Here is a 13,199-nt window from a genome sequence, read left to right as displayed (position 1 = left end):
CCGCCACTTATCGGGACGCCATGGCTCCTCCGGCGAGCCAGCCACACCCCGGTCTGGTTTGTTCGTGCTGCCGTGGCGAGCTACTGTGCGATGCCCTGCAGAAGCCAGCGCGTCGTCGTCACCTCGACGAGTACGCGCGCACCGCCGGTGGGGTATTCGGCGAGCACGTCCCAGCCGTCGTACTTCTCCGCGAACGCCGCCACGATGTCCGGTGGGAAGTTGTCGTGATGGACGACGGCGGTGCCTTCCGCGACGACCGGTGACTCGCCGTCCTCCAGTGCCAGTGACACTCGCGGATCGGCCTCGATGTTGCGGATCTTGCGGTTGCGTACGCTGCTGCCGATCCACCACGTGCCGGGGCGATAGACGAACCAGATCGGCGTCAGGTGCGGCGACCCGTCCGGCCGCAGCGTACACAGCCAGGCGTTGGCTTCGTGCTTGAGACGTTTGAGGACATGGCGGCTCGGCTCGTCGGTCACCTCTCCATGGTGCGTCACGCCGGCTGGATGAGCGCGGCCAGCACCTTCGGAAGCACGTCGGTGACGATCCGGTTTTCCAGCGGTGACGGGTGTTCCTCGAAGACCGCGCGTTCCATCGCCGTCTCACACATTGAGACCAGCACGTGCACGGCGTCGTGTGGGTCGACGATCAGGCTCATGCCGACCCGCTCCAGCGTCGCCTCGAGGATCTCGGCCAGTCCGGCGTGGAAGAACTCCTGCGCGGTGTCGGTCTGTGCGCGCAGCTCCGGCTGACGCAGCGCCTGCACGCGAAACTCGATGTTGGCCAGATACCACTGCGTGTCCGGGATGAGCGGCGTCATGAACAGCTGGACGACCCGCGCGATGGCGGTCCGCAGCGTCTCGTGGTCGTGCGGCGCCGACTCCTCCAGTACCGCGTCGACGGTGTCCCGCAGGCGGCTCAGCTGCGCCTGCATCTGCTCCTGGTAGACGGCCAGGAACAGCTCCTCCTTGCTGCCGAAGTTGGAATAGAAGGCGCCGCGGGTGAAGCCGGCGCGCTCGCAGATCAGCTCGACCGGCGCGTCCCGGATGCCGTGCTCGGTGAACACCTCGTAGGCCACCGCGATGAGCTTGCGGCGCGTCTCGGCGCGCCGCCTGGTCGTACGCGGCTCCGACATGCCCTCGGTCACCTCTGCTGGCATGATGCGCAGTGTATCGGATACGCTCTGCATCGGGATACAGGATGTATCGTCGCAGGTCACGGAGGCTGAGACAGTGTCGTCGTTCCTCTACCGGCTGGGTCGCGCGGCCGCACGCGGTCGAGGACTGGTGGTCGTCGTCTGGCTGATGGCGCTGGTCGCCGTCGGCGGTCTGGCCCTGCTGGTCAACAAGGGCACCGACGACACCTTCGCCATCCCCGGCTCGGAGTCGCAGGACGCGCTCGACCACCTCGGCCACGTCTTTCCGGAGCTGAGCGGCACGACGGCGCAGCTGGTCGTGTTGGTGCCGAGCGGCCAGCGCGTCGACACGGCCGCCACCAAGCAGGCCGTCGCCGACGCGGCCGCGAGGCTCAAGAAGGTCACGCAGGTGGCGACGGTCGTGAATCCTTTCGACGCGCACATCCACAACGCCGTGTCGCCGGACCACCGCGCCGCGATGATCGCGGTGCCGCTCAAGGTCAGCCTGACCGCCGTGTCGCCGCAGGCCAAGCAGGGGATGTCCGCGGTCGCGCACGAACTGCAGCAACAACTGGTCCCTGGCGCGGTGGTGTACGCCGGTGGCGACGCGTTTTCCAACAAGGTCCCGAAACTGAGCATCACCGAGGCGCTCGGCGTGCTGATCGCGCTGATGGTGCTGGTCATCGTCTTCCGTTCGCTGATCGCGGCCGGAATGCCCTTGTTGACGGCGATCTTCGGCGTCGGCATCTCGGTCGCGCTGATTTTCGGTGCCACGGCGGTGTTTTCGGTCTCGTCGACGGCGCCGATGCTCGCGGTGATGCTGGGGCTGGCCGTCGGCATCGACTACGCGCTTTTCCTGCTGTCACGCCACCGAGACCAGCTGGCCGACGGCCTGGAGGTCGAGGAGTCGATCGCGCGCGCCACCGCGACCGCCGGCTCGGCGGTGATTTTCGCCGGCCTGACGGTGATCATCGCGCTGCTGGCACTGGCTGTCGCGCGCATCCCGTTTCTCACCATCATGGGGGTCGGCGCGGCGGTCGCGGTGGCGATGGCCGTACTGATCGCCGTGACTCTGATCCCCGCGTTGCTCGGTTTCGCCGGCGAGCGGCTGCGTCCGCGCGTACGCAGGCGGAAAAAGCGCGCGGTGCGAGTGTCGTGGAGCCATCGCTGGGTCAGGTTCGCGACCAAGGCTCCGGCCGTGACGGTGGTGGTCATCGTCGCTTTCCTTGCTATCTGTTCGATTCCGGCGATGAGCCTGCGGCTTGCCCTGCCGGACAACAGCACCGAGGAGGAAGGCAGTCCGGCGCGTACGACCTACGAGGTGATCGCGGAGCACTTCGGTCCCGGCTTCAACGGTCCGTTGCTGGTCACCGCCGACATCGTGGCCACCACGGATCCCGTTGGGGTGATGGACAAGATCGCCGACGAGATCCGCGGGATGCCAGGTGTCGCCGCCGTGCCGCTGGCCACGCCCAACCCCAAGGCCGACACCGGCATCGTCCAGGTGATCCCGACGACCGGTCCGGACACGGCGCAGACCGAGGACCTGGTGAAGCGGATACGCGCGCTGGAGCCACATTTCCTCGCCAAATACGGCACGGCGACCGCGGTCACCGGCCTGACCGCGGTCGGCATCGACGTGTCGGCTCAGCTCGGCGACGCGTTGCTGCCTTTCGGCATCCTGGTCGTCGGACTTTCGTTGGTGTTGCTGGCAATGGTCTTCCGGTCGGTGGCCGTGCCGATCAAGGCGACGCTGGGTTATCTGCTGTCCGTCGGAGTCGCCTTCGGCGCGACGTCTTTCGTTTTCGTACAAGGACATCTGGCCGGCCTGCTCAACGTGCAGCACACCGGCAGCATCATCAGCTTCCTGCCGATCATCCTGATGGGTGTGCTTTTCGGCCTCGCCATGGACTACGAGGTATTCCTGGTGTCGCGCATTCGCGAGGATTATGTGCACACCGGCGATCCTTCGCACGCGATCGAGTCCGGTTTCGTGTCGGCGTCGCGGGTGGTGGTGAGCGCAGCGCTGATCATGTTCGCGGTTTTCGCCGCCTTCGTGCCGGAAGGCAGCGCGACCATCAAGCCGATCGCGTTCAGCCTCGCGGTCGGCGTGTTCGTCGATGCCTTCGTCGTACGCATGACGCTCGTGCCGGCGGTGTTGGCGTTGCTGAAACACCGTGCCTGGTGGCTGCCGACCTGGCTGGACCGCAAGCTGCCGATCTTCGACGCCGAAGGCGACGCGATGGTGCACGAGCTGAAGCTCGCCGACTGGCCGTCGCCGGGATCGACCGAGGTCGTCAGCGCGCGCAACCTGCGTGTCGGCGACGATCGTGACCGCACCGTGTTCGCCGGCATCGAGCTGCACATCCGCGAGCGAGAGGTGGTCGGTCTGTACGGCGCCGGACCGTCCGGGAAATCCGCGCTGTTGTTCACCATCGCCGGCCGCGTGTCGCGGCTGGAAGGCGATCTGAAGGTGCTCGGCCTGGTGCTGCCGTCGCACGCGCACGCAGTGCGTACGCGGGTGGCGCTGATTTCCTGCCGTGACACCGAAACCGCGGCCGACGAGGTGCGCGCGGCGCTGGCCGACGGCATCCGGCTCATCCTGCTCGACGACCTGGACACCGTCGTCAACCCGATGCAACGCGATCTTTTCCGCGAACTGCTCGGCCGAACGCCGGCCACCTTCGTTTTCACCTGCCAGAATCCGGAAATCCTGCGAGACGTGCTGCCGCCCGCAACCCGTACGGTCGCGATGGCCAGGCAGTTTGAGGTCGTCTGATGTTCAAATACGCAGCCCGCGCGATCGCCACGGGTCCGCTCACCTGGCGCACCTGGGCCGGCCTGGTCATCCTGCCGGTGTTGATCGCCGCCGCGCTCACCTGGGCCTTCTGGGCTCCGCTGACCGACCACGGCACCGCGAAGGCGGCCGTCGTCAACGCCGACGTGCCTGTCAACGTGAAAGGCCAGATCGTGCCGCTCGGCCGACTGCTGGCCGGAAAACTCACGCACAGCGCGGACTCCAACTACAGCTGGGTGCTGACCGACGCGGCGGACGCGGAAAACGGCCTGGCCGACGGCACGTACGCGGCCGCCGTCACCATTCCGTCGAACTTTTCCGCAAGAGCAACGTCGACCGGCAACAGCGACCCGATGTCGGCCGCGCAGGCGACATTGAGCGTGCAGACCTCCAACCACGCCGGCGTGCTGGATCCGATCGCCAGCAAGCAGGTCGCGCAGGCCACCGTGGACACTCTCAACACGCAGGTCGTGCAGACCTACCTGGACAACATCTACATCGGTTTTTCCACGCTGCACGGCCAACTCAGCGACGCCGCCGACGGCGCCAACCAGCTGGCCACCGGCACCGGCAAGCTCAACACCGCCGCTCACCAGCTGGCCACCGGGGCCAGCCAGCTCGCCGCGGGTTCCGGTCAGCTCGCCTCCGGCCTGACCCAGGCCGAGCAGCAGACGGCCAACCTGCCCGCGCTGACACAGAAACTCGCGGCCGGCGCGCGGCAGGTGGCCAATGGCAACAAACAACTCGCCAACGCGCTCGTACCGTTGGCAAACAAAGTCATCCAGGTCATCGACCGGCTGCCGTCGGCGCAGCAGGCCGCCGCGAAGTTCCAACAGCTCGCGTCGCGCTGCCAGTCCGACGGCACGGATCCTCAGTTCTGTCGCGATCTGCGGGCCGCCGCCAACAGGTTTTCCGCCGAAGCCAAGTCAATCGACGGTGCGCGTACGTCCATCCGCGCGGCCACCGTGTCGATCCGCGACAACATCACCGCGTTGGCCAACGGTGCCAACCAGGTCGCCAACGGCACGGCACAGCTGGCCAGCAAGTCCGGACAACTGGCCGGCGGCATCGCGAGCGCGGCCAGCGGCGCGCGTACGCTCAGCGGCGGTGCGCACCAACTTTCCTCCGGTGCCGGACAGCTCGCCACCGGCATGTCGTCGGCTGATGCCGGTGCGAAGAAGCTGGCGTCCGGATTGGACAGTGGCGCCGCGCAAATCCCCACGTACACGCCGGAACAGCGGTCGCACCTGAAAAACGTGGCGGCGACACCGGTGGCCGCCGGCTCGATCACCGACGCCGGTTTCGGCCACACCGCGGCCGCGTTCTTCGTGGTGCTGGCGCTGTGGTGCTGCGCTCTCACTACGTACGTCGTCACGCGTGCGGTGCCGCCGAGTGTCCTGATGTCGCGTGAGCCGTCCTGGCGGACGATTTTCCTCGCCGCCCAACCAGGAATCGCCATCTCGCTGATCGTGGCCGCGGTGCTCAGCCTGGTGTTCGTACCGATCCTCAAGCTCAACCTGGTCGGCTGGCTCGGCTTCTTCGCGGTCGGCCTGCTCGCCGCGCTGACGTTCACGGTTGTGAACCAGGCCTTCGTGGCGATTTTCAAGCGGCCCGGCCGATTCCTGTCAGTGGCGATCCTGTTGTGGACGATCGCGACCGGTGTGATTTCCACCGTGCCGGCGGTTTTCACGACAGTTGGGGCGTATCTGCCAACGCATGGGGCGATGGAGGCACTGCGTGCGGTCAGCAGTGGCACCGGTGGCGCGGTCAGCGGCATCGTCGAGCTGCTGGTCTGGCTGGTGATCGGCTCCATCACGATGGTTTTCGTCACCGATCGGAGGCGTACGCTGCCGGCCGCCGCATTGCGTCTGCGCTCCACCTGACATTTCCTATACTCGGCATAACCGCCAAAGTTGGAGGAGACCGCTGTGCAGTTGCTTCGCCTGGGAGACCGTGGCGCCGAGCGTCCGGCCGTGCGCGACGGAGACACCGTCTATGACCTGTCCGCGCTGACGCCGGACATCACCGGTGACTTCCTCGCGGGAGGAGGCGTCGCCGCAGCGCGCGAGGCGATTGCCGCGAAACGGCTCGACGTCATCGACAACGCGGACGCGCTGCGGATCGGCGCGCCGATCGCGCGGCCGCAGGCGGTGCTGTGCATCGGCCAGAACTACGCGGCGCACGCCGCCGAGTCCGGCTCCGAGCCGCCGAAACAGCCGATCCTGTTTTTCAAGCATCCCAACACCATCGTCGGTCCCGGCGACCAGGTGCTGCTGCCGCCGGGATCGTCCAAAGTGGACTGGGAGGTGGAGCTGGGCGTCGTGATCGGCAAGCGAGCGCGCTATCTGTCCTCGCCGGAGGAGGCGCTGTCGTACGTCGCCGGTTACGTGCTGAGCAACGACGTTTCCGAGCGCGCCTTCCAGATCGAGCAGTCTGGCGGCCAATGGTCGAAGGGAAAGTGCGCCGAGACGTTCAACCCGCTCGGACCGTGGCTGGTGCCGGCCGACGAGCTGACCGACCCGCAGAAGCTCGGCCTGCGCTCGTGGGTCAACGGCGAGCCGCGGCAGGACTCCAACACCGCCGACATGATTTTCTCGGTCGCGCAACTGGTTTACGACCTCTCGCAATATCTGGTGCTGGAGCCGGGTGACCTGGTCAACACCGGCACGCCGGAAGGCGTCGCGCTGTCCGGTCGTTTCCCGTATCTGGCCGCCGGCGACGTGATGGAGATCGAGATCGACGGCCTCGGCCGGCAGCGGTCCACGCTCACACCGGCCTGACCGACGAGAGGATCGTCACGAAAGCTGGACCGCGGCCGTCCGGCGTGCTTTTCTTGCGCATTGTGTCCGGTGACCAGCCAACGACGTCCGCGCGCCGCAAGGCGTACGCGGTGCTGTGCCGTCACCGCCTGACTCACCTGCCGGTGCCACCCGGCACCTCCTGTCAGAGCTGAGCCTTTCCCGTACGCTCCGCTCCGACCCGCAGGAAGAGTCCGTCTTTCGGTGATCGACATCCGTGCCCTGACCAAGAAATACCGGCTGCCCGGCCGTGAGGTGACCGCGCTCGACGGCGTCACCCTCACCGCCGGCGCTGGCCGGATTCTCGGCGTGGTCGGCCCGAGCGGTGCCGGCAAGAGCACGCTGGTGCGTTGCGTCGACCTGTTGGAAAAACCGACCTCGGGGTCGATCGTGGTGGACGGCATCGACCTCGCCGCGCTGCCGGAACGCGAGTTGCGCAAGCAGCGACGGCGGATCGGTGTCGTCTTCCAGCACGCCAGCCTGCTGTCCAGCCGTACGGCCGCCGCGAATGTGGCCCTGGCGCTGGAAATCGCCGGCATGCCGAAGGCCGAGCGAGCCGGACGCGTCGGCGAACTGCTGTCGCTGGTCGGCCTGGCCGACCGCGCGGATGCCTATCCGGCGCAGCTTTCCGGTGGCCAGCAACAAAGAGTCGGCATCGCTCGCGCCCTCGCGGCGAGTCCGTCGGTGTTGCTGTGTGACGAGCCGACCAGCGCGCTCGATCCGGACACGAGCCGCAGCGTCCTCGGCCTGATCCGCGAGCTGACCGACCGGCTCGGCCTCACGGTCGTCGTCATCACGCACGAAATGGCCGTGGTGCGGGAAATCTGCGACGACGTCGCGCTGCTGTCGGATGGTCGCGTGGTCGAGCACGGCCCGGTCGGCGAGGTCGTGCTGCGGCCGGACTCGCGGCTCGCGGCCGCGTTGCTGCCGGTTTTGGTGGACACCGCACCGATTCCGGGCCGTACGCTCATCGACGTGACGCTGGCCGACGAGGCGGTCGACCGGCCGCTCATCAGTGAATTGGCGCGACAGCTGGACATCGACGCCGTCCTCGTCGGCGGTGCGGTGTCGTCGATCGGCGGCCGTCGCGTCGGACATCTACGGCTGGCCGTGGACGGCGGTGGTCCGGTCGAGCCATTGCTCGACTTCCTGGCGACCTCGGGCGTACGCGCCAAGGTCATCACCACCGCGGAGAAGGTCGTCGCATGACCGAGCTGTTGCCCGATCTGCTGGCAGCGTCATGGGAAACCGTCTACATGGTGCTGGTGGCCACGGTTTTCTCGACCATCGGTGGCATTCCGCTCGGCGTACTGCTGGTCCTGACCGACCGACACGGCCTGCGGCCAATGCCGGTGCTCAACTGGATCCTCGGCGCGGTGGTCAACATCGGCCGATCGATCCCGTTCATCCTGCTGATGGTGGCGCTGATTCCGGTGACCAGGCTGGTCACCGGCACGACCATCGGCTCAACCGCGGCCATCGTGCCGCTCACCATCGGAGCCATTCCGTTTTTGGCCCGGCTGGTGGAAACCTCGCTGCGTGAGGTGAGCGCCGGCACCGTCGACGCGGCGATCTCGCTCGGCGCGACGCGCTGGCAGGTCGTCGTGAAGGTCCTGTTGGCCGAAGCACTGCCGTCGCTGATCGCCGGCGTGACCGTCACTGTCGTCGCGCTCGTCAGCTATTCGGCGATGGCCGGCGCGATCGGCGGCGGGGGACTGGGCAACCTCGGCATCACCTACGGCTATCAGCGGTTTGACACCGGCGTCGCGGTCGCGACCGTCGTCCTGCTGCTGGTCATCGTGCAGGTGCTGCAGTTCCTCGGCGACCGGCTGGCCCGCAAACTCGCACATCGCTGATTTTCGCAACAGAAACTGGAGAAAAGACATCATGCGTCCCGTACGCCTCGCTGCCCTGATGCTGGCCGGAGTGCTCGCACTGGCCGGCTGCGGTGCCGGCAAGGCCGCCGTGTCCACCGACCCCAACGCGCCGCTGAAGATCGGCGCCAACCCGGTGCCGCACGCGCAGATCCTCGAATACGTCAAGAAAAACCTGGCCCCGGCGGCCGGCCTCAACCTGCAGGTCGTGACCTTCACCGACTATGTGCAGCCCAACGTCGCGCTGCAGGACGGCCAGCTCGACGGGAACTACTTCCAGCACGTTCCGTATCTGAACGAGCAGAAGAAGGAGCGCGGCTATGACTTCGTGGCGCTCAAAGGCGTCCACATCGAGCCGCTGGGCATCTATTCCAAGAAGGTGAAAAACCTGGCCGCCACGCCGAACGGCGCGAAGGTCCTGGTGCCAAACGACGCGAGCAACGAGGGCCGTGCGCTGAAGCTGCTGGCCGCCAACAAGCTGCTCACCCTCAACGACGCCAACAAGGTCACGCCGGACCGGAACGACATCGCCAGCAACCCCAAGAACCTGTCCATCGTCGAACTGGACCCGGCCTCCATCCCTCGGTCGCTGCAGGACGCCGACTTGGCCGTCATCAACGGGAACTACGCGCTGGAGGCGAAGCTCGTGCCGACCAGGGACGCGCTGGCGCTGGAAAGCGGCGTGAACAACCCGTACGCCAACCTGTTGGTGGTGCGCAACGGCGACCAGACCAACCCGCGGATCCAGAAGCTGGAGCAGCTGCTGCACTCGCCACAGGTGCGCAAGTACATCCAGGACACCTACCGCGGAGCTGTGCTGCCTGCGTTCTAGTAGTACTACTAGACCCTAGATGCGTTTTTCGGGTGGTCCGCGCGATCTTGTTGAACTGATCGCCGTTGTACGGTACGTCCATCAGCATGAGACTGCGGTTGGCGTTTCTGTGCGTGCTGCTCAGCTTTGTCCCGGCGGTCGTCGCCACGCCGGCGGCGGCCGCCGCTCTGCCGTATCCCACCCGTGACGCATACCGGATAAAGTCCCTGCAACCGGACTTTTGGTCCAACAAGCAGGAAATCGCCGGCAACAACACCGGCGGCGTGTCGATGAACCTGGTTTGGGCCTCCTGGCAGGCCGACCGGCGGCTGGCGCCGTGCGACGCCGGCGAGCAGGAGTATGACGGCCAGTGTTTCGTCGTACCGTCCGATGTGGACAGTGCCATCCAGCAGTGGAGCGCGCTCGGCCTGGTGGTGACCGGCGTCGGCTACGGCACACCGGCCTGGGCCAGGCAGGGCAAACCGTGCAGTCCGGTGGCGGCCGGCTTCGAGATCTTCTGCACTCCCAACGATCCGGCCGACTACGGCCGGTTCGTCGGCATGCTGGCGCAACGCTATGACGGCCTGCACGGCCACGGGCGTATCGCGGACTTCGTGGTCGACAACGAGGTCAACACCAACGACTGGTTCGACATCGGCTGCGGCCAGGGAGTCGCCTGCGACACCACGAAATGGCTCGACGAGATCGCCAACAACTACATCGCCGCGTACGACCGGGTGGCGCTCGAGCAGCCGACCGCGAAGGTGCTGATCTCACTGGACCACCAGTTTGGCGTCGAGTTGGAGAAACCGGACTCCACGCTGTCCGGCCAGACCGTGCTGAAAGGCCTGAACGCGCGCGTCGGAGCGCGGCAATGGCATGTCGCTTTCCACCCGTACGCGCCAGATCTGCGCAGCAACGTGTTCGGCGCCGACGACTATCCGATCGTCAGCTATGGCAACATCGGCGTACTGGCCGGCTGGTTGCGAGCGACGTTCCCGAACAGCCCGTGGACCTGGGACATCCAGCTGACCGAGAGCGGCGTCAACTCGCTTTCCCCGTCGTCGCCGCAGAAACAGGCGGCGGCGATCTGCACAGGCTTGCGTAACATCCTCGGCACGCCGGGGATCAGCAACTACGTCTATCACCGGATGGTCGACCACCCGGCCGAGGTCGCCGGCGGTCTCGGGCTTGGCCTGCGAAACTCCGACGGCACCGCCAAACCGGCGTGGAGCACCTGGGCCCTGGCCAACCGCAACGACCTCAACCCGCCGCAACTTTCCTGCGGATTCGAGACTTTGCCGTACACCCGGCTGGTCCGCGGCTATAACCCGAGCCGCGGACACTGGGCCTCGACGCGGCAGCTGCCGGCCGGTTTCAGCGCCGAGAACAGCTGGCGGCTGCTCCGCGACCCGGCGGCCGGCACCGTGCCGCTCTACGAATGCCAGGTCGGCGGCCACAACCTGATCAGTCGCGACATCACCTGCGAAGGACTGCGGCCGCTCGGCCCGGTCGGGTCGATCTACGCCACGCAGGTCGCCGGAAGCGTGCCGCTCTATCGCTGCTATCTGGTCGGCAACGGCGACCATTTCGTCTCCGGCCAGGCAAACTGCGAAGGCCAGCGTACGGAACAACTCCTCGGCTACGCACTCCCCGGCTAACCTGCCGAGGAGGTGTCGATGTGATTAATGCTGATTTCCGGCGGAAATACCGGTCCTGATGTGGACGCGTGCGGACCGGTGGCCACGAGGTAGCGTCGGCGGCGAGGGGAGATTGTCGCCGACTGGGGAGTGGCATGCTGGGGTGGGGAATTGTCGGACCCGGCAACATCGCGGCGCGGTTTGCCGGTGAGTTGCCGGAGTCGCGCAGCGGCCGGTTGGTGGCGGTCGCGAGCCGCGACGCCGGCAGGGCGGCGGATTTCGCGGCCAGGCATGGCGCCAGTCGGTCGTACGGTTCGTACGAGGAACTGCTGGCTGACGCCGAAGTCGAGGCCGTCTACATCGCGACACCGCATCCGCTGCATCCGCAATGGGTCGTACGTGCTGCGGAGGCCGGCAAGCACGTGTTGTGCGAGAAACCGTTGGCGGTCAACGCGGCGCACGTGATGGCGGCGATCGAGGCGGCGCGCCGGCACGACGTTTTCCTTATGGAAGCGTATATGTATCGCTGCCATCCGCAGACGGCAAAGCTCGTCGAGCTGATCAGGCGCGGTGTTGTCGGGACCGTACAACAGATCCAGGCGTCCTTCGCGTTCGCCAGCTCGGCGACGGAAGGACGGCTGGTCGATCCGGAGCTCGGCGGCGGCGGAATTCTGGACGTCGGCGGCTATCCGGTGTCGATGGCCCGGCTGATCGCCGGCGCGGCGGTCGGTCAGGCGTACGCGGATCCGGTCGAGGTCACCGGCAGCGGACATCTCGGCGCGACCGGTGTCGACGAGTGGGCCGTGGCGACTTTGCGTTTCGCGAGTGGAATAACGGCACAGGTCACGACCGGTGTACGGCTGGCGGTGCCGCACACCGTACGCGTCATCGGCAGTGACGGGTTTCTCGAGGTGCCTGACCCGTGGGTCCCGCCGCCGGCCGGGCCGGCCAGGATCGTCGTCCATCGCGTGGGGGAGGAGCCGGCGGAGGTGACGGTCGCGCCGGCGCACCAGTACGCGCTCGAGGCGGACGCGGTCGCCGATCATCTCGCCGACCGGCAGGCACCACAGCTGACCTGGTCGGACAGCCTCGGCAACGCGACCGTGCTGGACAGCTGGCGACAGGCGATCGGCCTGACCTACCCGTCCGAGCGTACGGTCCCGACGGTGCACGGCCGGCCGCTGAGCCGTCGAGCCGACCACAAGATGCGCTATGGCCGGATTCCCGGCATCGACAAGGACATTTCCCGGCTGCTGATGGGCGTCGACAACCAACGCGACCTCACGCACGCGTCGGTGATGTTCGACGATTTCCTTGAACAAGGCGGAAACGCGTTCGACACCGCATATCACTACGGCGGCGGCAGGCTGGAAACCCTGCTGGGTCAATGGATCCGCGGCCGCGGCGTACGCGACGAGGTCGTCATCGTCGGCAAAGGCGCGCATACACCGCGCTGTGATCCGGCCGCGATTGGCCGGCAGCTGGCCGAAACTCTCGACCATCTCGGCACCGACCACGTCGATCTGTATCTGATGCACCGTGACAACACCGACGTGCCGGTCGGCGAGTTCGTCGACGCGATGGCCGAGCAGCTGGCCGCCGGTCGCGTGCGGGCGTACGGCGTCTCCAACTGGACGCTGCCGCGGTTTGACGAGGCCAGCGCGTACGCGCGCGAAAACGGGCTCGCCATCTTCGCGGGGCTCAGCAACCACTTCAGCCTCGCCGAGGCGTACGCGGTGCCGTGGGCCGGCTGCGAGCACGTGACCGACGCCGAGTCGCGGCGCTGGCTGCGCGACCGCCAGGTGCCGCTGTTGCCGTGGTCGAGCCAGGCACGCGGCTTCTTCGCCGGACGCGCGCGGCCGGACGACCGGTCCGACGAGGAGCTGGTGCGCTGCTACTACAGCGACGCCAACTTTGGCCGGCTGGCGCGCGCGGAGAAGCTGGCCGCGACGCTCGGCGTGCCGGCGACGGCCGTTGCGCTCGCATACGTGCTGCACCAGCCGTTTCCGACGTTTCCGCTGATCGGGCCGCGTACGCTCGGCGAGACCGCCGGCTCGCTGCGCGCGCTCGACGTGGAGCTCAGCGCCGAGCAGCTTGCCTGGCTGGAGCAGGGCTGAGCAGGGCTTGACCGGGATCAGGCCCTG

10 protein-coding genes are annotated in these 13,199 nt (G+C 67.2%); 8 read left to right on the top strand and 2 right to left on the bottom strand.

What is annotated here, in order from left to right:
• Positions 1-80 precede the first annotated feature (80 nt).
• A complete protein-coding gene (locus GNX95_RS14315; protein WP_163507563.1) occupies positions 81-479 on the bottom strand; it encodes a pyridoxamine 5'-phosphate oxidase family protein in 399 nt (132 codons plus the stop codon).
• 14 nt (positions 480-493) lie between these two features.
• Positions 494-1,159, bottom strand: coding sequence for a TetR/AcrR family transcriptional regulator (locus tag GNX95_RS14310; RefSeq protein WP_222853571.1), 666 nt, complete (start codon positions 1,157-1,159; stop codon positions 494-496).
• Between the two features lie 73 nt (positions 1,160-1,232).
• Here GNX95_RS14310 and GNX95_RS14305 point away from each other — a divergent pair, with 73 nt between their 5' ends.
• From GNX95_RS14305 to GNX95_RS14270, 8 genes are all read left to right on the top strand, one after another.
• Positions 1,233-3,914, top strand: coding sequence for an MMPL family transporter (locus tag GNX95_RS14305; RefSeq protein WP_163507562.1), 2,682 nt, complete (start codon positions 1,233-1,235; stop codon positions 3,912-3,914).
• Positions 3,914-5,815, top strand: a complete 1,902-nt coding sequence (locus GNX95_RS14300) for a YhgE/Pip family protein (RefSeq protein WP_163507561.1) — start codon at positions 3,914-3,916, stop codon at positions 5,813-5,815. Before GNX95_RS14305 ends, GNX95_RS14300 begins: the two co-directional genes overlap by 1 nt.
• Positions 5,816-5,860: 45 nt before the next feature.
• Complete coding sequence (locus GNX95_RS14295; RefSeq protein WP_163507560.1) at positions 5,861-6,712, top strand: fumarylacetoacetate hydrolase family protein; 852 nt, start codon at positions 5,861-5,863, stop codon at positions 6,710-6,712.
• Between the two features lie 222 nt (positions 6,713-6,934).
• Complete coding sequence (locus GNX95_RS14290; RefSeq protein WP_163507559.1) at positions 6,935-7,939, top strand: methionine ABC transporter ATP-binding protein; 1,005 nt, start codon at positions 6,935-6,937, stop codon at positions 7,937-7,939.
• Positions 7,936-8,586 carry a methionine ABC transporter permease gene (locus tag GNX95_RS14285; protein ID WP_163507558.1) on the top strand — a complete coding sequence of 217 codons (651 nt, stop codon included), beginning with the start codon at positions 7,936-7,938 and terminating at the stop codon, positions 8,584-8,586. Before GNX95_RS14290 ends, GNX95_RS14285 begins: the two co-directional genes overlap by 4 nt.
• 31 nt (positions 8,587-8,617) lie before the next feature.
• Positions 8,618-9,436, top strand: a complete 819-nt coding sequence (locus tag GNX95_RS14280) for a MetQ/NlpA family ABC transporter substrate-binding protein (protein WP_187369633.1) — start codon at positions 8,618-8,620, stop codon at positions 9,434-9,436.
• A gap of 86 nt (positions 9,437-9,522) precedes the next feature.
• The gene (locus tag GNX95_RS14275; protein ID WP_222853570.1) at positions 9,523-11,076 is read left to right on the top strand and encodes a DUF5722 domain-containing protein; all 1,554 of its coding nucleotides are present in this window, start codon (positions 9,523-9,525) and stop codon (positions 11,074-11,076) included.
• A gap of 134 nt (positions 11,077-11,210) precedes the next feature.
• The gene (locus GNX95_RS14270; RefSeq protein WP_163507557.1) at positions 11,211-13,172 is read left to right on the top strand and encodes an aldo/keto reductase; all 1,962 of its coding nucleotides are present in this window, start codon (positions 11,211-11,213) and stop codon (positions 13,170-13,172) included.
• The last annotated feature ends 27 nt before the right edge of the window (positions 13,173-13,199 follow it).

It is taken from the genome of Fodinicola acaciae, from assembly GCF_010993745.1.
Classification (GTDB): domain Bacteria; phylum Actinomycetota; class Actinomycetes; order Mycobacteriales; family HKI-0501; genus Fodinicola; species Fodinicola acaciae.
The sequence above is the reverse complement of the archived record's forward strand: the minus strand, read 5'-3'. Positions and strand labels throughout refer to the sequence as shown.